Genomic DNA, 20555 nt, shown 5'->3' on the forward strand with positions numbered 1-20555 from the left:
AGGTCGTTCGGAGAGGATTGGATCAGGCCTCGCAGGCCTTGCGCAGCTCGATCAACGAGGCTGTCGGACGCAGCAGCGACAGTGTCAGCCGCTCGACGCAGATCGGCATCACCAGCTTGGCGCCATCGGCATAAAGCGAGCCTCCCGAAGCGCGGAACGAACCCTTGTCGACAATGGTTTCGAGCACGTCGCGGGTGCGCAGCGGCAACAGGTCGGTGCACGCGCTCATGCGCGCGAAGATGTGGCTGATGGGGACGTTGTAGCCGTCGACGGCTACGAGAGGCTCTTCATTGCCTTCCTTCCATTCCTCAAGCGCTTCGAGCGCGTCATGGAACGCGTTGTGGAGGGTGATGGGCGCGTGGCCTTCATACAGTTCCGGCAGCACTTTCTGCATGTGCATGTTCCTCTTCAATCTCGTTTGGATCGTGCTGCGGCGATGCGGATCAGGGTAGTGGACCTCACTTTCACGCGCCTCCCGTACTTGCCTTATATGCAACATATTTGCACATGAGTTAAATCGCGTCCACTGCAAAACGCGCTGGACCAATCCACGCCAACATCCTGATCGTGTGCTTGCGGCGATAGTCCAATCTGGGCTTGGAGATCATCGTTCGGCCAGTTTCGGCACCACCCGAACGAATGGGAAATCTACCCGTCCGGGGCGTTTTCAAGCCGGCACAAAAACTGTCTGCTGTCAGTTAGGAAAACTGCATCTTTCCCGACAGCCGGCTCAACGAAACGGCACGGGGAAACAACTCGAGATGAATGGGTGTCGCTTGGAGGAGAGCAGACCACTCAGCTTTCGCGAAGACGTGCGCAGCCTGCTGTTCAGGGTGCTGCTTTCAGTCGTCAGCGAACGCGAGCCCGATATGGCGGAGGTTCTTACCGGCCGCGTGAGCCTTGATGCGCTCGAAAGCGGGCAACGCATTGCCGCGCTGCAGGCCACCGGCATCTGGTTCCAGCTTGTTGCCATCGCCAATGAACTTCTGGCGATGCGCTCGCGTCGCGAACTCGAACAGATGGGCGGGGCCGACGAGGTCATCGGCTCTTTTGCCAATGTGATGGGCGAAATAGCAGCCGGCGGCTACCCGGCCGAGCAGATCCAGACTACCCTCGAAGAGCTCTGCGTCGGCCCGACGATGACGGCGCATCCGACCGAGGCCAAGCGCGTCACGGTTCTCGAAATCCACCGCCGCATCTACCGCAAGCTGACCGAGCTCGAGCAGCAACGTTGGGCGCCGCGTGAACGCGAACAGCTGATCGACGATCTCAAGAGTGAGATCGAGCTGTTGTGGATGTCGGGCGAACTGCGGCTCGAGCGCCCGTCGGTCGAGCGCGAGATCGCCTGGGGCCTGCACTTCTTCCGCGAAGTGATCTTCGAAGCGACGCCCAAGCTCTATGACAGCGTCGAAGAGGCGCTGGCCCGTCACTATCCCGAATACGATATCAAGGTGCCGTCCTTCATGCGGTACGCCTCGTGGATCGGTGGCGACCGCGACGGCAATCCGAACGTCACGGCAAAGATCACGGCCTATGCGCTCAACGAGTGCCGCCAGGCGATCGTCGGCTGGTACATCGGCCAGGTGCGCAAGCTGGTCACCGTGCTCAGCATCAGCGCCAATGTCGTCGACATTCCCGATACCTTCATCAAGGCGCTTGGGCATGCGCTGCATCGCTCCGGCAATGCCTCGGAGATCGTGGCGCGCAATCCCGACGAGCCGCTGCGCCAGTTCGCCGGTGCCATGCTCGACCGGCTGGAGGCAATGCGCGGCGCAGCCTCTGCCAAGCCTTATACCCGATCGGAAGGCTTCAAGACCGACCTGCGTGAGCTTGAAAACGTGCTGACCCAGCTTGGCGGCAAGCTCATCGCCAGACGCTTCGTCCGACCGCTGCGCCAGCAGGTGGAGACTTTCGGCTTCCGTACCGTTTCGCTCGACATCCGCCAGAATTCGACGGTGGTGAACCGTGTGCTGGCAGAGCTGTTCAAGCTCGCCGACCCGGCCGCGGCACCGGCACCCGACACGCCGCAATGGACGCAGCGTATCAGGGCGGCGCTCAACTCCGGCGAGCAGCTGGAGGTTGACAGGCTGGCGCTGTCGGAGGAAGCGCAGGAGCTGCTCGATCTGTTCGACGTCATCCGCAAGGCTTCGGCCGGCTTGAATGGTGGCGCTGTCGGTGCCTTCATCCTGTCGATGACCCGGTCGAGCGACGATCTGCTCGCCGTCTATCTGCTGGCACAATACTCCGGCCTTGCAACGGCCATGGATGGCAGTGGCACCATCGCGCTGCGTGTCGTTCCGCTGTTCGAAACCATCGCCGATCTGCGTGCCGCGCCAGACATTCTCGATCAGCTGTTCGGCGTCTCGATCGTTCGCCGGTCGGTTCGTGACTTCGGCAACCGCCAGGAGGTGATGCTCGGCTATTCCGACTCAAACAAGGACGGCGGGTTCCTCGCTTCCAACTGGGAGCTCAACAAGGCACAGCGGCGCATCACGGCACTTGGCATCAAGCGCAAGGTCAAGATCAGCTTCTTCCATGGCCGCGGCGGTTCGGTCAGCCGCGGCGGTGCGCCGACGGGCAGGGCGATCGCCGCCCAGCCGGCGGGGACCATTGGCGGCGCGATGCGCGTCACCGAGCAGGGCGAGGTGGTGTCGTCCAAGTTCGCCAATCGCGGCACCGGGCTCTATCAGCTTGAGATCCTCGCCGCGAGCGTCTTCGCCCACAGCGTCAAGTCGCAGAACGAGGCCGAACTCAAGGACATTCCGGAGTTCAGCGAGGCTCTGGAAGCGCTCACCGGCATGTCCCAGGCGTCCTATTCGGGGCTGATCAACGAGCCGGGCTTCATCGACTACTTCAATCAGGCGAGCCCGGTCGAGGAGCTGGCGCTGCTCAAGATCGGCTCGCGTCCAGCCCGCCGCTTCGGCGCCCGCGACATCTCCGATCTTCGTGCCATCCCTTGGGTGTTCGCCTGGAGCCAGAACCGCCACCTGCTGACCAACTGGTACGGCATCGGCAGTGCGCTGAACTCCTTCGTCAATGTCCGCGGCGATGCCGGCCTGGATCTGCTCAGGCAGATGTTCGAGCGCTCGCGCTTCTTCAGGCTGGTCATCGACGAGGTCGACAAGGGTCTCTACCAATCCGACATGGACATCGGAAAGCTCTATGCCGGGCTGGTCCAGGACCGCGAGGTCGGCGAGCGCATCTATGCCAAGATCTCGGCTGAGTATGCGCTGACCAGGCGGATGATCTCCGAGGTCAATGGCGGCCTGAAATTGTCCGAGCGCTTTCCGGCCTTCAAGCGCCATTTCGACCGCATCCGCCCGCAGATGGACTCGATCCATCGGCTGCAGGTGCAACTGCTGCGCGAGGTGCGCGCCCAGGACGACGCGACCGTCAACCCGAAGCGGGCCGTCAATGCGCTTCTGCTTTCCATCAATTGCATTTCCGCCGGTCTCGGCTGGACCGGATGACCCAGATTTCAGGCGTCTCAGGCGCCGCTAGGAGGAGCCCATGAATATCCCGACAAGACCCGGCATCGGCAGTGCCCGCAACTTCTTCCGCACGGGCGTCGCCCAGGCAGACCCCGCTGTCAGCGATGCGATGGGGCGCGAGCTTCAGCGCCAGCGCGACGAGATCGAACTGATCGCCTCGGAGAACATCGTCTCCAGGGCGGTGCTCGAAGCACAAGGCTCGGTGTTGACCAACAAATATGCCGAGGGCTATCCGGGCCGCCGCTACTATGGCGGCTGCCAGTATGTCGACGAGGTCGAGGATCTGGCGCGGGAACGCGCCAAGGCGATGTTCAGCTGCAGTTTCGCCAACGTACAGCCCAACTCCGGCAGCCAGGCAAACCAGTCGGTGTTCATGGCCCTGATGCAGCCGGGCGATACGTTCCTCGGCCTGAACCTCGCCGCTGGCGGTCACTTGACCCATGGCGCGCCGGTCAATCAGTCGGGCAAGTGGTTCAATGTCGTCTCCTATGGCGTTAAGACCGACACCCATCGCATCGATATGGATGAGGTCCGTGATCTCGCCAAGAAGCATCAGCCCAAGGTGATCCTCGCCGGCGGTTCTGCCTATCCGCGCATCATCGACTTCAAGGCATTCCGCGAGATCGCTGACGAGGTCGGCGCCAAGCTGTTCGTCGACATGGCGCATTTCGCTGGCCTGGTGGCCGGTGGCGTGCATCCCAACCCGCTCGAACACGCCCATGTCGTGACGACGACCACGCACAAGACGCTGCGCGGTCCGCGCGGCGGCATGGTGCTGTCCAATGACGAAGAGATCGGCAAGAAGATCAATTCGGCGGTGTTCCCGGGTCTCCAGGGCGGTCCGCTGATGCATGTCATCGCTGCCAAGGCGGTCGCCTTCGGCGAAGCGCTGACGCCTGATTTCAAGGTCTATGCCGCCAATGTCGTCTCGAACGCCAAGGCGCTGGCCGAATCGCTCCAGGACGGTGGCGTCGACATCGTCTCCGGTGGCACCGACACGCATCTGATGCTCGTCGATCTCAGGCGCAAGAACCTCACCGGCAAAGCGGTGGAAGCTGCTCTGGGTCGCGCCCACATCACCTGCAACAAGAACGGCATTCCGTTCGATCCGCAGGGGCCGATGGTCACCTCAGGCGTTCGCCTGGGCACACCGGCATGCACGACGCGCGGCTTCCTCAATGAGGAGTTCCGCCAGGTCGGCCGCATGACGATGGCCGTCATCGACGGGCTTGCGGCCAATGGCGAGGAAGGCAACGCCAAGATCGAAGCTGCCGTTCGTGAGGAAACGCACGATTTGGTCAGCCGATTCCGAATCTACGACTGAAATCTGTCGCTGCAGAGCGGGCGCACCTTGGCGAATTCGATTGGAATGCGCCAAGGTACGATGTTGATGGCTGGCTGATGGCGCAACACAAGAAGCTCAATGTCCTGATCGCCGAGCGCAACCCGCTGGTGATTTCGGCTTTGCGCGACATGATCAGCCGCGACGAGCGCTTCGCCTTCGTCGAGGGGGTGCAGAGCGGCGATGCCTTCATCAGGGCGGTGGCCTCGGCTGAGCCGGCATTCGATGTCGCGATCGTTGCCTGGAAGCTGTCCGACATGGATGCCAGCGAGGTTCTCACCGAGTTGCAGCGCCGACAGCTCACCGCGCGCATGGTGATCTTTTCCAACGACCACGACGTCGGCATCCTCAAGCAATGTGTGCGCCTGGGCGTGCAGGGTTTCTGCTATCAGTTCGACGATCCCTGCATCCTGTTCGACACGCTGCTTGCGGTCGCCAATGGCCGCATCTGTATCCCCTACATCGATGTCGCCAAGATCAACGAGACGCCGCTGTCGCGACTGACGACGCGCGAACTCGAGCTGCTCGGCGTGCTGGCCGACGGCTGGACCAACCTGCAGATCGCGACGCGGACCGGAATCTCCGAGAACACGGTCAAGTATCACCTGAAGAATCTCTACGACAAGCTGGGCGTGCGCAACCGCGCCATGGCAGTCGCGCTTTATGCCAGCGAACGCAAGCGCGGCCCGCAGACGGGCACCCGATAGAGCCGTTCAGGGCAAGCCGAGGGCCTGTTTTTCTTCAGCCTCCGAGAGCGGCGCCCCGGCCTGGGTCGTGGACAGATAGGCATCGACAGTTTCCGAAGCCCCGGCCGGAGCATAATCCTGTCCGGCAGCCGGTGCCGCCACGGCAAGCCTTACGTCCCACTGCTGGCCGGCGCGGCAAACGACCGAGACGAGGGACGAGCCTGACGCGCGGTGAAGCTCGAACTCGCGGCAGAGCGCGCCGGCGCCATCACGGAAACTGGAAACGAGCCGTACAGTCGTGTCGCCGACAGTCACATCGCTACCTGACGGCGTTGCATTGAGCGTTCTGATCATCGCCGGGTCGGTAATCCCAGCAAGGACAAGGCCGTCCGCAACTGGCATGCCTGCCTTGCCGGCGAGATAGCCGCCGGCGCCGACGATGACGGCGGCAAGCGATGCCGCGAGCGGCAGCGTCCAGCTCGAGCCGACCTTGCTCGGTGTTGCCTTCGGCTGGAAGGTCACGACGTTGTCTGTCGCAGGCTGCTGGATTGGTTCAGCAGTTGCGTTTTCGCGCATGCGCGCCTCATCGATCATCTTCTGCACCGACTGCGTCAGCGCCTCGGGAACCGGCTCGTCGATCAGCGGCTTCAGCGCCGCTGACGCTTTGGCGCGGCTTTCCAGGAAGGTGGCGATGCGGACAATGAGCGCATCGTCGCTGCCCATAGCCTCCTCGATCGCCGCCGTGGTTTCGGCGTCGAGTTCGCCGTCGGCGAAGGCCATCAGTGTTTCGTCGTCGAAATCGCGCCTGTTCATGCCTTCCCACCTTTACCCGGTGAACGGTCGGTTGCGGCGTTTATTCCAGCCGCCTCTGCAAGATTCTTGCGGGCCCGGGCAAGCCTGCTCATCACTGTACCAATGGGGATGCCCAGCACCTCGGCCGCCTCCTTGTAGGACAGGTCTTCGACGCAGACGAGCAGCAAGACCTCGCGCTGATCGTCAACAAGCTCGTCGATTGCCGCGGCCACGCTTTGCAGCGTCAGCCGGGCTTCGGCGTCATGCTCGCCGCTTACGCCGACGATGTCGTTGCGGTCGTCGATATCCTCGCGCGGGCCGGCCGTCTTGGTCCGGCGCACCTGGTCGATCCACAGGTTGCGCAGGATGCGGAACATCCATGCATCGAAGCGGGTGCCCGCTTCGAACCGGTCCTGGCTGGCGAGCGCTCGTTCGCATGCCGCCTGCACGAGGTCGTCGGCTAGATCACGCGACCGGCACAGCGAGATGGCGAACCGACGCAGATTGGGTAGGAAAGCGATCAGCCGATCGCTGACCGAAACATCGTCACCCTTCATGCAGTCCTATCCTGTCTCTCCCGCGGAAATCGGCGAGGTGATGGAATAAACCGGTCTCCCGTCCGTTGGGCTCAAAATGCACAAATGTAGTCAAAATGATATGGGATGACGAAAGGCTTATGTGGATCGCTAACAATTGCCATCAGCGCGCCATATCGCCGGGGAAAGGACAAACCATGAAGCTGAAGCGCCCGTCAGGTTCCCTTGCGCTTGTGTTCGCGGTGGCGCTGGGCGGCGCGACCTTTGGCGCGTCCGTGGTCACTCCCATGCGGGGAGAGGTTTTCGGCGGCGGGATTGCGCTGGCCGATGACGACGATGATGATGGCGGCGGAAGCCGCTCGGAGAGCAGGGATTCCAGCTCGCCGGGAACGGGGAAGGGGCGTAATCTCTCCGATCTCTTCGGCAAGCCTGAGCCACGACGCAAGGTGGTCCGCACAGCGCCCGCGCTTGTGCGCGAGGCGCCACGGGAGATCGTGGCAATCGGCCTCGATCAGGCCTCGATCACGCGCCTGACCGCCGCGGGCTACGGCATCAGCGACCGGGCCGATGTTCCGCTCGTTGGAGCCGAAATCGTCAAGCTCACTGTTCCCAACGGCACGACGCTCGAAGCGGCGCGTGCCGAGGTAGCGGCCACGGCACCCGATGCGGTCGTCGACTTCAACCATTTCTACCGCCCCGACCAGGACCGTGCCGAAGCTTGTGGCGCGGAACAATGCCTGGCGCGCCATGTCGTCGGCTGGCCGGAGGCATCTGACATGCCGGATCGCTGCACGGCATCGACGCGGATCGGCCTCATCGACACGGCGATCAATGAGGAACATCTCGCCTTTGCCGGCGGGCGGATCGAGACGATCCGACTGGCGGCTGGTGACCTGCCTGAGTCCGGGCGCCAGCACGGCACCGCGGTGGCAGCCCTTCTCGTAGGCTCGGCGGAAAGCCGAACGCCGGGCCTCGTGCCCGGCGGCGAACTCGTTGCGGTGGATGCTTTCCAGCGCAATGGCAATGACGACCGGTCCGCCGTCTACGATCTTGTGCGGGCGATCAACCTGCTGGCGGGCAAGGGGGTGCTCGTCATCAACATGAGCCTGACGGGTCCGGCTAACCTTCTGCTGGAACGAACGGTCGAAGCGGCGGCAATGCGCGACATCGTGCTGGTCGCAGCCGCCGGCAATGGCGGCCCGCGCGCCGCCCCGCTCTACCCCGGCGCCTACGAGCCTGTGATTGCCGTAACGGCGATCGACCGGCGCAAGAATCCCTACCGGCGGGCCGGAGCCGGCGATCATATCGACATCGCAGCACCCGGCGTTCAGGTCTGGACGGCGGCCTCGGTCAAGGGCGCCTCATCAAAGACCGGCACGTCCTTTGCCGCACCTTTTGTCACGGCGGCAGTGGCGATGGTCAAGGCCGCCAATCCTGAGCTCAAGGCCGGCGAGGTCGAGACGCTTTTGCGCCAGGGTGCCGAGGATCTCGGCAAGCCCGGCAAGGATCCGGTGTTTGGCTGGGGCCTGCTCAATGCGCGAACGATCTGTCGGAGCTGAGCCGCAGGCGACGCGCGAGAGGCGTCTCGTATCATACTGTTTTCATGCCGATTTGCAGGTTCCGCGCCGAGATTGAAAATAGTTTGCCGGCGATGGAATAGGTTCTCGCAACGCCCGTTCTTCCTGACGTAGCCGCTCGGCGGCGCAATTCAGGAGAACCGCAAATGCCAATCCCTTGCTCGCCTTGTCAGGCACTACGAAGGCCTTCTTCCACGACGGGGAGAGGGCAATGATCGCGCAGTTGCTACAGACGCCCTTCGCGGCCGAACTCGCTCGCTTCTGCATCAACCTGACCGGCATGTCGGCACTGCTGTTCGGCATGTATTACCGTCGCTATCGCGACAAGGAACTGGTCACCGCCGCGGCGCTATTCAACATCTTCGTCTTTGCCGTGCTGACCGTGCTGTCGACCGTGCAGTTTGGGGTTGCCGCCGGCTTCGGACTGTTCGCCATCCTGGCGCTGTTCACGCTCCGATCGGAGCCACTGTCGAAGACCGAAATGACCTACTTCTTCGGCAGCGTGGCGATTGCCGTCATCTGCTCGGTCCAGGGCACGACCTTGCCCTTCGTGGCGGTGACGGTTGCCTTGGTGCTCGTCGGTGCCTTCGTCGTCGATCATCCCCGCATGCTGCAGTCGGTCAGCGGTACCAAGGTGTCGCTCGACAAGATCAATGTCGCGCTGCTGTCGGACCCCGCTGCCATGCGCTGCGAGCTGTCCCAGCGGCTGGGCGTCGACGTGCTGTCCTACCAGGTGCTGCAGCTCGACTACATCACGGAAATGGCGAAGCTCAATGTCCATTATCGCAAGCACTGACGTGCTGATCGCAGGCGGCTTCGCGCCGATCAGCCTGAAGGCTCTGAACGGCAAGGCCGCCATGCTGGAGCGGCTGGACAACAAATATGTTGTCGACGGCACCGTGCTGATGCAGGCCGCCGGCACTTTCACCGAGGTCTTCGACATGTTGGAGATCGAAGGCCGGCGCGCCTTCACTTACGAGACCTGCTACTTCGACGACGCCGGGCGCCGCAGCTATTTCGACCACCACCAGGGCCGGCGGCAGCGGGCCAAGGTGCGCATCCGGCGCTATGTCGAGGCGGGGCTATGCTTTCTGGAAGTGAAGCTCAAGGACAAGCGCGGCATGACCGTCAAGAAGCGCCTCGACCTCGACGTCGAGAGCTTCGGCAAACTCGACGACGAGGCAGTGACCTTCATCGACAAGGTCTACCACGCGCAATACGGCCAGACCTTCCCACATCAACTGTCCCGTGTCCTCGACATGCGCTACCGCCGCATGACGCTGGTGGCCCGGCAGGGCGGCGAACGCATGACCATCGACACCGGTCTCGAGTTCTTTGCCGGCGGCGCGCGTCGTGCCGTCGACCCCAACCTGTTCATCCTCGAAACCAAGTCGGCAAATGGCAATGGCGTTGCCGACGGCATCCTCAGGGCGCTGCACCAGCACCCGACCAAGCGCTGCTCGAAATATTGCGTCGCCACCGCGCTGCTGAACCCCGGCACCAAGCACAACCGCTTCCTGCCGGCGCTGCGCAAGCTTGGCAGCGTGACCGATCGTCCAGCCCTGCACCAGCCAAACATCCAATAGGAGTGAGAGACATGATCAAGCACTTTACCGCCGCGCTGCTCGGCGCTTCAGCCCTCGTGCTCGCGGCCCCCGTCATGGCAGGTTCGTCCGAACTTGCAGTGCTGGACAGCAGGCCTGCTCCGGCAACCGCGCCGGACGGCCAATCGATCAACGAACTGTCCGGCCTGGCCTGGGATGCCGACGAGAAGCTGCTTTACGCCGTCTCCGACGACGGCGTGCTGCATCACTTCCGGCTCGAGATCGCGGACGGCAGGATCGCCAATCTGGAGCCCGTCCAGTCGGTGCCGTTGAGGGCAGGCATGGCCCCACAGGTCGTCAACGCCGAGGGGCTGGCCGTCAGCAATGGCAACAACGGCAAGCAGGGCGACACCCAACTTCTCGTCGCCTTCGAGGATGGGCCGGCTATCCATCGCTTCAAGCCCGACGGCACCGTGCTCGGTGCGCTGCAACTGCCGGAAGCACTGGCCGATGCGGCAAAGTACAGCGAGGCCAACAGCCGCCTCGAAGCGGTGGCAATCGCGGGTTCGCTTGGTGTGGTCACTGCACCGGAGGAGGCGTTGCTGAGCGAGCCGGGCGACACCCACACCATCCATGGCCTCGACGGCAGGCGCTGGAGCTTCGCTACCTTCCAGCCCAAGCGCAGCAACCTCAAGGCAATCGAGCCGATGCCGGAAGGTCGCCTGCTGCTGATTGAACGGACGCGCCAACAGAAGGGCGCGCCAAGCATCGGCCGCCTCAGGGTTTTCGATCCGAATACATGCGGCGAGGCCAATGTTTGCGCTGTCGAAAATCTCGACCCGGGGGTCAGCCAGTTGCTCACTGACAACTTCGAAGGACTGACCGGCCTTGGTGGCGATCTCTATCTGCTGGTCACAGACAAGACGAAGAAGGAAGGGCCTGCAAGCTTCGTTCTGGTCTCGGTCAAATCAGGCGCCTGATCCCCACCTTCCCATGGTGATTGGCAGCAACCGGCTTCACATGCTGGCTGCCGCCGCTGGCGTTTGAGGTTGCCGCGAACGTCAGCCGACTCTCTTTGCCGCTCACTCTGCGAAAACATAACGTGCAGGGACGCTCCCGCCCGTTTGGGCAATGCGGACCGCCCGTTAGCGACCTCTGGCGTAAAATTTCCGACACCGCGTCGGGCCAACAAAATCCAATCGATTCAATGACATTGGGTTTCGTCGAAAGTCGTGGTGCGACAAGTGCGCGCGGTCGTCACTTGACAGGAAATTAACTTTGCCAGACATTCCTCAGGGGAAATTAATTTCCCGCAGAAGCAAACCAGAATGAAGCCGAAAACGGCCGTGGTGCAGGAGGAAAAATGGAAGCGACTTTAAGTCAGCAACGCGGGGACGCGACTCTCGAACAGCGCATCGACAAGATGCACGGGCGTGATCGAGCGGGCCTCGTGGCATTTGTCGTGGTGCTGTGGTGCACCATGTTGTTTGCCCTGTTCAGTGTGTGGTCCTACATCGCGCTGCCGGAAATCCGCATCATCCTGTCCATCGCCTGCGGGCTGGTCCTGATCTTCAACACGGCGGCCATCGTCGCCATGCTGCGCCACTATGTCGAAGACAAACACTTCATCTATGGCCTCGACCTCAAGCATCTCGACGAGATGCGTCGTCGGCGCGGCTGAGGAGCGCTCAATGGCTTACAAACCTCCGACACAGAGTCTCGCCGGCCAGATTTTCGACGTCGTGACCTTGCTCGTCCTGACCATCGGCGCGCTCTACGTTCCGCTCTATCTGGGTCTGGCGGGCGCCGTCAAAGTGCCCAATCCGATCGCCAATCCGACCTGGGAAGCGCTCGGCCAGAACGCCGCCGAGCAGCAGCAATGGGCTGCCCTCGGCATCACCGATCCGGCGGCCGCCAATGACATCATCACCGCCCGCTTCGACTACAGCTTCAGCTGGAGCGCGCTGATCGTCATGGTCGTGCTGGTCATCGGTTACTTCGTCATGGTCGTGCGGTTGTCCGACAAGGAATACCGCGAAGTCATCGACGAGCGCTTCGGCGACAAGAAGCGCTAGGGGAGGCCACAATGGATATCTGGAACATTCTGGAATACGCGGCCTGGGCGCTCTCCGCGCTGTTTGGCGTCCTGATGCTCATCGACCTCGTCCGCATCGACAGCACCTATGACAACGAGCTGCTGATCTCCTCTCGCGAAGGCGAGATCGAGGCGACCGCAGAACGCCACGAGATCTGAGGGGACGACGATGGCAAATGTGACTTCAACCGCAGCCGAGCCCGAACGGCTCCAGCTGCTGCGCGTGCTCGGCCCCGCCCATATCTGGGCGCTGGGCGTCGGCATCGTTCTCGTCGGCGAATATATGGGCTGGAACTTCTCGGTCGGCAAAGGTGGCATGATCGCCGGCCTGATCGCCTGCTGGGTGGCCGGCCTGCTCTATACCTGCGTCGCCATGATCGACTCCGAGGTGACCTCGACGGTCGCCGCGGCCGGCGGCCAGTACGCGCAGGCCAAGCATATCGTCGGCCCGCTGATGGCCTTCAATGTAGGCCTGTTCCTGGTCATGGCCTACACCATGCTGGAAGCGGCCAACGCGATCACTGTCGGCTTCCTGCTCGACACGGTGGCCGGCATGCAGGGGCATAGTGGCCTCAACCAGCAACCCTTCATCATCCTCGCTATCATGTTTCTGGCATGGCTCAACTATCGCGGCGTGCTGGCGACGTTGACCTTCAACCTGATCATCACGGCGATTGCCTTCCTTGCGATCATCACGCTGTTCATCTCGGTACAGTTCGGCGCCTCCAGTGTGCCGCTCGACTTCTCGGCCGTGACCTCCGATCCGCTGCCTTACGGTTGGGTCGGCATCGTCGCGTCACTGCATTTCGGCCTCTGGTACTACCTCGGCATCGAAGGCACCTGCCAGGCCGCAGAGGAAGTGCGCTCGCCGGCGCGGTCGCTGCCTTACGGCACCATGGCCGGCATCATGACGCTGCTGATCGCCGCGACCATGACCTGGTATGTCTGCTCGGGCCTCATTCCGTGGGAATATCTCGGACAGGCCGGCACGCCGTTGTTCGATGCAGCGCGCGTCACCGGCAGCACTACCCTGATGATCCTGCTGTTTGTCGGCACCACCTTTGCAACGCTTGCATCGGCAAACGGCTGCATCAACGATGCCTCGCGCGCCTGGTTCTCGATGGGCCGCGACCGCTACCTGCCGAGCTGGTTCGGTGCCGTGCACCCAGTCTACCGCACGCCTTACCGTTCCATCGTCTTCCTTGTTCCGATCGCGTTGATCTTCGCGCTCGGCGCACCGCTCGACCAGGTCGTGACCTTCTCGATCCTGTCGGGCCTGCTCGGCTACACCTTCATGACCTTCAACATGGTGATGTTCCGCAACAAGTGGCCGCTCGACACGATCAAGCGCGGTTATGTCCATCCGTTCCACCCGCTGCCGACCATCGTGCTCTTGATCCTGTGCTCGACGGCCTACTTCGCGGTGTTCCTCGGCTATGGCACGCAGCTCAGCGCGATGATGTGTTTCTACATCGTGGCGTCGCTCTGGTTCCATTTCCGGCGCTACCAGTTCGTGCGCCGCGGCGACCAGTTCACCATGCCCTGGCCGAAGCCGCAGGGTTACTGACCAGGCATGGCGGCGCGGATCTCCGCGCCGCCATCTTCCAAAAAACAAGGCGTTGCCGATGCTCACCACGCTTGCCTTCGCTGCCTTCGTCGCAGTTTCCTGCGGCTGGATCGGCACGCGCGCGGTCCGTGACCATCGCGGCGCCCTCGCCGAACGCAGGAGGCTGCTCGATGACGCGGCCAGGCTGCTCCAGAATTCGAAGGTTACCTTCGGCCACGACCAGTTCCCGGTCCTGGTCGGCGAGACCAGAGATGGCCGCCGGGCCAAGATCGAACTCATTGCCGACACGATGGTCACGCGGCGACTGCCGCAGCTGTGGCTCAGGGTGACGCTCAGCGAAAGCGGGGAGCGCAACAGGCCGACAATCGGCGCGCTCGCCCGGCCGACAGGCGCGGAATACTACTCTCTGGTCCATGACATGCCGGAATGGCTATCACCGGCGCAGACTGACGCCTCGCTGCTGATGCGCGGCGATGGCCGTGCAACGGCATGGCAGGTGGAGCGCGTCTCGGCGCTGTTCCGCAGCCTGTTTGCCGACCCGAAGGTCAAGGAAGCCGTCATCACGCCGCGTGGCACCCGTATCATCCGCCAGGCCGCACAGGGCGAGCCTGGTGCGCACAAGGTGCTGAGGCAGGTGCGTTTTCCGCTGACGGCGATTCCCGCTGACTTGGTGGCACTGGCCATCGACGAAGCTGAAACGCTGAGCGCCTTGCTGGTCGAAGACGACATCGTCGCTCCCGTCTATCAAGCGGCTTGAGGGTTCCATGACAAAAACGATCAATCCTTATGTCGTTCTGGCCTTGGCTGTCGTGCTGCCCGGTGCCGGCCACGTCGCGGTACGCGACGCGACGCGCGGGCTCGCCTTCGCCTTCTTTGTCGTTTTGTTTTCCGTGCTGTCCTACGTCACTACGACGCCGGAAACATCGTTCCTTGGCCGCCATGCCGGCGGCCTGTTCGTCTGGGCGCTGTCGATACCGGATGCCTATCGACGGGCGCGGATACGCTGGTTCATGGCTCCGAAGGTCTGACTCTTCAGCTCGCCAGCCTGCAATCGCCGCGGCCGGCCAAGGCGTCGAGATTGCCGGCGTTGGGGCAGAAATCCCGATAGGATGCCTCGAAATCTCTGGTTTCCAGCCGGTCGCTGCAGACGCGTCGTGCCGGGCACATCATGCAGGTCCGGCGCATGTCGCGGTTCCATTCCGGGTAGCGGTTCTCGAAAGTCTCTGCGTCGATACCCTTGGACTTGATGGCCTCGGGCAGCAGGATCTTTGAGGCGAAGGCAAGACGCATGGCCTGCCTGAAGTCCGACCGCGATAGCCCGCACTCTGCCAGCATGCGTTCGCCGTCATTGCCGAGTTGGCTGATCTCCAACACCGCGGCACGCCGCTGGCGCCAGTCCTTGAAGCGGAGCACGACTGTTCGCCAGAGCTCGTACGACTGCGGCATCGTATTCATTGCTGCTATCTCCCACATTCACGAGACACCCTCACCCTTTGCAACTGTTGCAGGCGGGGCGGCAGCGTTCCTTGCGCTGGATCAAGCTGGCGGCGAAAAAAAAAGGCGGGTTGCCCTGCGTGCAACCCGCCCCACCAGAGGCCTGTTTGAATCTGCCGGTCAGGCGGCAGATTGGGAGATCACGCCGCGGCGGATCTGGTCTTCCTCGATGGATTCGAACAGTGCGCGGAAGTTGCCTTCGCCGAAGCCCTCGTCGCCCTTGCGCTGGATGAACTCGAAGAAGATCGGCCCGATCACGGTCTTCGAGAAGATCTGCAGCAGAATCTTGGTCATGCCGCCGTCGACCACGCCTTCGCCGTCGATCAGGATGCCGTGCTTCTTCATCTTGTCGAGCGGCTCGTCATGGCCATGCACGCGGTTGCGCGACATCTCGTAATAGGTGTCGGGCGGGCCGGGCATGAATTTCAGGCCCTTGTCGGCGATCCGGTCGGTGGCGGCATAGATGTCGTCAGTGCCGACCGCGATGTGCTGGATGCCTTCGCCCTTGTACTTCCTCAGATATTCCTCGATCTGGCTGGTGTCGTCTTTCGACTCGTTCAGCGGAATGCGGATCTTGCCGCAGGGCGAGGTGATGGCACGGCTGACGAGACCGGTGATGCGGCCGTCGATGTTGAAGAAATGGATCTGCTTGAAGCCGAACAGCTCGCGGTAGAAGTCCCACCACTTGTCCATGTTGCCGCGATAGACATTGTGGGTCAGGTGGTCGAGGAAATAGAACCCGACGCCCGCAGGCTTCGGATCGGCTTCGCCGAGCCAGTCGAATTCAGCTTCATAGGCCGAGCCCTTGGTGCCGTATTTGTCGACGAAATAGAGCAGCGAGCCGCCGATGCCGACGATGGCCGGCACGTCGAGCGCCTTGTCCGTGCCGGTGTAGGGGGTAGCGCCCTTCGACACCGCGTGGTCGAAGGCGTGCTTGGCATCGACCACGCGCCAAGCCATCGAGGCAGCGCAGGGGCCGTGCTCATCGACGAAGCGCATGGCATGGCTGCCCGGCTCGGCGTTGATGATGTAGTTGATGTCGCCCTGGCGCCAGACGGTGATCTTCTTCGTCTTGTGGCGAGCCACAGGCTGGTAGCCCATGCGGGCGAAAAGCTCTTCCAGCTTCTCGGGTTCGGGATGGGCGAATTCGACGAATTCGAAGCCGTCGGTGCCGGCGGGGTTGTCGTCGCTGATCCTGGCCGGGGGCGCATCGTGCGGGAACGGACCCATAGAAATTCCTCCTCAAAACTCGGTAGTGCATATTGTGCCCTCGATTCCATGCAATGTGCTTGCATTCTGGCCTCCTATGGGTCGATCTATGCGCGGAACGTGCATGGATGTGGAGGTGTATGCAATGAATGAGGTGCTTGACCAATTCGACCTCAAGATCCTGCGCGCGCTGCAGCTCGACGGGCGGCTGACCAACAACGAACTGTCGGAGAAGATCGCGCTGTCAGCTTCGCAGTGCTCGCGTCGGCGTGCCCGGCTGGAGGCGGAGGGCTTCATCCGCGGCTATCAGGCCATGCTCGACCGCGAGCGACTGGGGCTCGATCTGCTGGTGGTGATCTCGGTGACGCTTGCTACCCACAATCGCGACAACGCCCAGCGTTTCGCCCGCCTGGTCAACGACCTGCCAGAGGTGCTCGAGGCCTATTCGCTGACCGGCGAGATGGACTACCACATCAAGGTCGTGGTGCGGGGATTGTCGGACCTGTCGCGCTTCGTCAACGAGGTTCTGTTGCCACATGATTCCGTACAGCATGTGAAGACAGCGATCGTGCTGAACACGCTGAAGCAGTTCGGGCCGCTGCCGATCGGGTAGGGCGCGCAAAGCGCGACGCGGGCGCCCTCCCGCCCCCTTGTGGGGAGCGGACTAACGCCGCTTGGCCAACAGCGCCCGCTCGACATCGGCCAGTCCTGCTTCGATGCGCTCGATGGCACCCGTGCCGAGCGCCTTTTCAAGGGTTGCCTGATAGGTGTGGGCGAGGTCAGCGATTTCGCGATAGGCTTTCTGGCCGGCTGCCGTCAGTTCCAAATGTTCGACCCGCCGGTCGGTCTCGTTCTCCCGGCGCTTCAGCCAGCGGCGCTCCTCGAGTGCGGCGACGGCGCGGCTGACCTTGGTCTTGTGCATGTTGGAATGCGTGCCGATCTCGGTCGCGGTCATGCTGCCGACGCTGCCCAAGGCGGCGAGCGCTCGCCATTCGGGCCGCGTCATCTGGAAGCGCTGCTTGTATTCCCTGGAAAAGCTCAGGCTGATCAGCTCCGCCGCCCGGTTCAGCCGATAGGGCAAAAAGCTCTCCAGATCGAATGCGTCCGGCATCTCAATCCTTTGATAGTTACAAAATCGACGGTTACACTTGCAACCATCTCGACGTTCTCACGTCCGCCAGGGAGGTGCAAGACATGCTGGACAAGGCCACCAAACAAGCGTCACTCGCGACTGCCACCGGCTATATGCCGGGCTTTGGCAATGATTTCGAGACCGAGGCATTGCCGGGCGCGCTGCCGCAAGGCCAGAACAGTCCGCAGAAGTGCAATTATGGCCTCTATGCCGAGCAGCTGTCGGGTTCGCCTTTCACCGCCCCGCGCGGCACCAACGAGCGTTCCTGGCTCTACCGCATCCGACCGAGCGTTCGGCACACCAAGCGCTTTTCCAATGCCAGCTATCCGCACTGGAAGACTGCACCTTGCCTCGACGACCATTCCTTGCCGCTCGGCCAGCTGCGCTGGAACCCATTGCCGGAGCCGAAGGACAAGCTGAACTTCATCGAAGGCATCCGCACCATGACGACGGCGGGTGATGCGATGACCCAGGTCGGCATGGCGGCGCATGCCTACATCTTCAACGGCGACATGGTCGACGACTACTTCTTCAACGCCGATGGCGAGCTGATGATCGTGCCGCAGGTGGGCACCATCCGCGTCTTTACCGAAATGGGCGTCATCGACGTCGAGCCGTCGGAGATCTGCCTCGTGCCGCGCGGCATGATGTTCAAGGTTTCGCGCCTGGGCGATGCCGCTTTCCACCGCGGCTATGTCTGCGAAAACTATGGCGCCAAGTTCACACTGCCGGATCGCGGCCCGATCGGCGCCAACTGCCTTGCCAACCCGCGCGATTTCAAGACGCCCGTCGCCGCCTATGAGGACAAGGAAACGCCCTGCCGCGTGCACGTCAAATGGTGCGGCAAGTTCTATATCACCGAGATCGGCCACTCGCCGCTCGACGTCGTCGCCTGGCACGGCAACTATGCGCCGTTCAAATACGACCTCAGGACATTCTCGCCTGTCGGCGCGATCCTGTTCGACCATCCGGACCCGTCAATCTTTACAGTGCTGACGGCGCCGACCGAAGAAGCAGGGACCGCCAATGTCGACTTCGTCATCTTCCCGCCGCGCTGGCTGGTGGCCGAGCACAGCTTCCGGCCGCCCTGGTATCACCGCAACATCATGAGCGAGTTCATGGGCCTCATTCATGGCCAGTACGACGCCAAGGAGGAGGGCTTCGTGCCCGGCGGCATGAGCCTGCACAACATGATGCTGCCGCATGGGCCTGATGCGATGGGTTTCGAGAAGGCGTCCAACGGCGAGCTCAAGCCGGTCAAGCTCGACCACACCATGGCCTTCATGTTCGAGACGCGTTTCCCCCAGCAGCTGACCAAGTTCGCCGCCGAACTGGAGACGCTGCAGGACAATTACATCGACTGCTGGGACGGTCTCGAGCGCAAGTTCGACGGCACGCCCGGTATCAAGTGAAGCATCAAGTGAGGACGTAGATGAAGCTCGCCACGCTGAAGGATTCCACCCGTGACGGCCGCCTTGTCGTGGTCTCCCGCGACCTGACACGCTGTTCGGAAGTCGGCCACATCGCCCGCACCTTGCAGGCGGCACTTGACGACTGGGCCCATGTCGGTCCGCGCCTCGCCAATGTCGCCGAGGGCATCGAGACCGGCTCGCAGCCGACCATGCGCTTTCATGAGCACGATGCCACCTCGCCGCTGCCGCGCGCCTATCAGTGGGCCGACGGCTCAGCCTATGTGAACCATGTCGAGCTGGTCAGGAAGGCGCGGGGCGCCGAGATGCCCGCGAGCTTCTGGACCGATCCCCTGATGTATCAGGGCGGCTCGGACTCGTTCCTCGGCCCACGCGACCCGATCGTCATGGCCGACGAAGCCTGGGGCATCGACTTCGAGGGCGAAATCGCAGTCATCGTCGACGACGTGGCGATGGGGGCAACATCAGATGAGGCGCGCGATGCCATCCGCCTGGTCATGCTGGTCAACGACGTGTCGCTGCGCGGCCTGATCCCTGCCGAGCTCGCCAAGGGCTTCGGCTTCTTCCAGTCCAAGCCGTCAACGGCGTTCTCGCCGGTCGCCGTTTCGCCCGATGAACTCGGCGACGCCTGGCGCGACGGCAAGCTGCACCTGCCGCTGCTGACCAGCATTAACGGGCAGCCGTTCGGCCGCGCCAATGCCGGCAAAGACATGACCTTCGACTTCGGCCAGCTGGTGGCGCATGCTGCCAAGACCAGGCCTCTGGTTGCGGGAACCATCATCGGTTCGGGCACCGTGTCAAACAAGCTCGACAGTGGACCGGGCAAGCCTGTCGCCGAAGGCGGCGCGGGTTATTCCTGCATCGCCGAGATCCGCACCATCGAAACCATCGACACGGGGGCGGCGAAGACGCCGTTCCTCAGGTTCGGCGACCAGGTCCGCATCGAGATGCACGACAAGACAGGTCACTCGATCTTTGGTGCCATCGAGCAGACCGTGACGAAATACGAAAAGGCCTGAGGTTGATGAGCGAGACAGTCCTGTTCGACTACTGGCGTTCGTCGGCGAGTTACCGGGTACGCATCGCACTCAACATACTGGGTCAGGCGTATCGGCCAGTATCTGTCGACCTGCTGGCCAAGGCGCAGAAGTCGCCCGAGCATCTGGCACGCAATCCGCAGGGGCTGGTGCCGGTGCTCGACATCGATGGCCACGCCTTCACCCAGTCGCTGGCGATCATCGAATATCTCGATGAGACCCGCCATGCCGGTTTCCTGCCCTCCGATCCGCTCGGCCGCCAGCGCGTGCGCCAGCTGTCCTTTGCCATCGCCATGGAAATCCACGCTGTCTGCAACACCGGTGTGATCGCCGAGCTGATGCGGTTGGTCCCGAATGGCGAGGCGGCGCGCGACGCCTGGATGCGGAAGTTCATCGGCGATGGTATGGCAGCCTTCGAAAAGCTACTCGACCACCCGGCTACTGGCGCCTTCTGCCATGGCGATAATCCAACCATGGCTGACATCTGCTTGGTGCCGCAGGTCTACAATGCCCGGCGCTGGAACGTCGACATTTCGGGCCTGAAGCGGCTGCTGGAGATTTCCGCCCGCTGCGAAGGCCTCGAGGCCTTCGCCAAAGCCCATCCGGATCGCGCCAAAGGCTGA

At 62.7% G+C, this 20555-nt stretch carries 23 protein-coding genes; 17 read left to right on the forward strand and 6 right to left on the reverse strand.

The window, feature by feature from the left end; translation table 11 throughout:
- Window positions 1–22 precede the first annotated feature (22 nt).
- Window positions 23–394: a BRA0787 family protein gene (locus Amn_RS29080; protein WP_067967937.1), complete on the reverse strand. Its 372-nt coding sequence runs from the start codon at window positions 392–394 to the stop codon at window positions 23–25.
- Between the two features lie 367 nt (window positions 395–761).
- Between Amn_RS29080 and Amn_RS29085 the strand changes: the two genes are divergently transcribed.
- The 3 genes from Amn_RS29085 to Amn_RS29095 all read left to right on the forward strand — a co-directional run bounded on the left by Amn_RS29085 (window position 762) and on the right by Amn_RS29095 (window position 5540).
- Window positions 762–3470 carry a phosphoenolpyruvate carboxylase gene (locus Amn_RS29085; protein WP_286298500.1) on the forward strand — a complete coding sequence of 903 codons (2709 nt, stop codon included), beginning with the start codon at window positions 762–764 and terminating at the stop codon, window positions 3468–3470.
- A gap of 40 nt (window positions 3471–3510) precedes the next feature.
- Window positions 3511–4815, forward strand: coding sequence for a serine hydroxymethyltransferase (glyA, locus tag Amn_RS29090; protein ID WP_067967942.1), 1305 nt, complete (start codon window positions 3511–3513; stop codon window positions 4813–4815).
- 77 nt (window positions 4816–4892) lie between these two features.
- A complete protein-coding gene (locus tag Amn_RS29095) occupies window positions 4893–5540 on the forward strand; it encodes a LuxR C-terminal-related transcriptional regulator (protein WP_067967945.1) in 648 nt (215 codons plus the stop codon).
- Between the two features lie 6 nt (window positions 5541–5546).
- On the opposite strand, the gene Amn_RS29100 is transcribed toward Amn_RS29095, so the two are convergent.
- A complete protein-coding gene (locus tag Amn_RS29100; RefSeq protein WP_067967948.1) occupies window positions 5547–6332 on the reverse strand; it encodes an anti-sigma factor family protein in 786 nt (261 codons plus the stop codon).
- Complete coding sequence (locus Amn_RS29105; RefSeq protein ID WP_067967951.1) at window positions 6329–6868, reverse strand: RNA polymerase sigma factor; 540 nt, start codon at window positions 6866–6868, stop codon at window positions 6329–6331. The genes Amn_RS29100 and Amn_RS29105 overlap by 4 nt, the downstream gene beginning before the upstream one ends.
- A 176-nt stretch (window positions 6869–7044) precedes the next feature.
- Here Amn_RS29105 and Amn_RS29110 point away from each other — a divergent pair, with 176 nt between their 5' ends.
- The 10 genes from Amn_RS29110 to Amn_RS29155 all read left to right on the forward strand — a co-directional run bounded on the left by Amn_RS29110 (window position 7045) and on the right by Amn_RS29155 (window position 14658).
- Window positions 7045–8406, forward strand: a complete 1362-nt coding sequence (locus Amn_RS29110; protein WP_083948836.1) for a S8 family serine peptidase — start codon at window positions 7045–7047, stop codon at window positions 8404–8406.
- Window positions 8407–8635: 229 nt separating this feature from the next.
- Complete coding sequence (locus Amn_RS29115) at window positions 8636–9220, forward strand: DUF4956 domain-containing protein (protein WP_154384349.1); 585 nt, start codon at window positions 8636–8638, stop codon at window positions 9218–9220.
- Entirely contained in the window at window positions 9198–10010 is an 813-nt protein-coding gene (locus Amn_RS29120) for a polyphosphate polymerase domain-containing protein (protein ID WP_067967954.1), read from the forward strand. Before Amn_RS29115 ends, Amn_RS29120 begins: the two co-directional genes overlap by 23 nt.
- An 11-nt stretch (window positions 10011–10021) precedes the next feature.
- Window positions 10022–10948 (forward strand): esterase-like activity of phytase family protein, encoded by a 927-nt coding sequence (locus Amn_RS29125; protein ID WP_067967956.1) that lies wholly within the window; start codon window positions 10022–10024, stop codon window positions 10946–10948.
- 383 nt (window positions 10949–11331) lie between these two features.
- Window positions 11332–11649, forward strand: coding sequence for a hypothetical protein (locus Amn_RS29130; RefSeq protein WP_067967959.1), 318 nt, complete (start codon window positions 11332–11334; stop codon window positions 11647–11649).
- 10 nt (window positions 11650–11659) lie between these two features.
- On the forward strand, window positions 11660–12043 hold the full coding sequence (locus Amn_RS29135) for a hypothetical protein (protein WP_286298519.1): 384 nt from the start codon (window positions 11660–11662) through the stop codon (window positions 12041–12043).
- A gap of 11 nt (window positions 12044–12054) precedes the next feature.
- A complete protein-coding gene (locus tag Amn_RS29140; protein WP_154384350.1) occupies window positions 12055–12222 on the forward strand; it encodes a hypothetical protein in 168 nt (55 codons plus the stop codon).
- Between the two features lie 10 nt (window positions 12223–12232).
- Complete coding sequence (locus Amn_RS29145; protein ID WP_067967966.1) at window positions 12233–13630, forward strand: APC family permease; 1398 nt, start codon at window positions 12233–12235, stop codon at window positions 13628–13630.
- Between the two features lie 58 nt (window positions 13631–13688).
- Window positions 13689–14387: a hypothetical protein gene (locus Amn_RS29150; protein ID WP_067967970.1), complete on the forward strand. Its 699-nt coding sequence runs from the start codon at window positions 13689–13691 to the stop codon at window positions 14385–14387.
- A 7-nt stretch (window positions 14388–14394) separates the two neighbouring features.
- Window positions 14395–14658 carry a hypothetical protein gene (locus Amn_RS29155; protein WP_067967972.1) on the forward strand — a complete coding sequence of 88 codons (264 nt, stop codon included), beginning with the start codon at window positions 14395–14397 and terminating at the stop codon, window positions 14656–14658.
- A gap of 4 nt (window positions 14659–14662) precedes the next feature.
- Here the strand turns inward: Amn_RS29155 and Amn_RS29160 are convergent, their stop codons facing one another.
- A complete protein-coding gene (locus Amn_RS29160; protein WP_067967975.1) occupies window positions 14663–15085 on the reverse strand; it encodes a hypothetical protein in 423 nt (140 codons plus the stop codon).
- Window positions 15086–15244: 159 nt separating this feature from the next.
- On the reverse strand, window positions 15245–16354 hold the full coding sequence (hppD, locus tag Amn_RS29165; protein WP_067967978.1) for a 4-hydroxyphenylpyruvate dioxygenase: 1110 nt from the start codon (window positions 16352–16354) through the stop codon (window positions 15245–15247).
- Between the two features lie 124 nt (window positions 16355–16478).
- On the opposite strand from hppD, the gene Amn_RS29170 reads away from it, so the two are divergent.
- Window positions 16479–16946, forward strand: a complete 468-nt coding sequence (locus tag Amn_RS29170) for an Lrp/AsnC family transcriptional regulator (RefSeq protein ID WP_067968504.1) — start codon at window positions 16479–16481, stop codon at window positions 16944–16946.
- A 51-nt stretch (window positions 16947–16997) separates the two neighbouring features.
- Here Amn_RS29170 and Amn_RS29175 read toward each other — a convergent pair whose 3' ends face one another.
- Window positions 16998–17444, reverse strand: a complete 447-nt coding sequence (locus Amn_RS29175; RefSeq protein WP_067967980.1) for a MarR family winged helix-turn-helix transcriptional regulator — start codon at window positions 17442–17444, stop codon at window positions 16998–17000.
- A gap of 83 nt (window positions 17445–17527) precedes the next feature.
- Between Amn_RS29175 and hmgA the strand changes: the two genes are divergently transcribed.
- The 3 genes from hmgA to maiA are packed head-to-tail and all read left to right on the forward strand — an operon-like array spanning window position 17528 to window position 20555.
- A complete protein-coding gene (hmgA, locus tag Amn_RS29180) occupies window positions 17528–18877 on the forward strand; it encodes a homogentisate 1,2-dioxygenase (RefSeq protein WP_067967982.1) in 1350 nt (449 codons plus the stop codon).
- Between the two features lie 20 nt (window positions 18878–18897).
- Window positions 18898–19914: a fumarylacetoacetate hydrolase family protein gene (locus Amn_RS29185; RefSeq protein WP_154384351.1), complete on the forward strand. Its 1017-nt coding sequence runs from the start codon at window positions 18898–18900 to the stop codon at window positions 19912–19914.
- Window positions 19915–19919: 5 nt separating this feature from the next.
- On the forward strand, window positions 19920–20555 hold the full coding sequence (gene maiA / locus Amn_RS29190) for a maleylacetoacetate isomerase (protein ID WP_286298538.1): 636 nt from the start codon (window positions 19920–19922) through the stop codon (window positions 20553–20555).

Source organism: Aminobacter sp. Y103A (genome assembly GCF_030294925.1).
GTDB classification, from domain to species: domain Bacteria; phylum Pseudomonadota; class Alphaproteobacteria; order Rhizobiales; family Rhizobiaceae; genus Aminobacter; species Aminobacter ciceronei.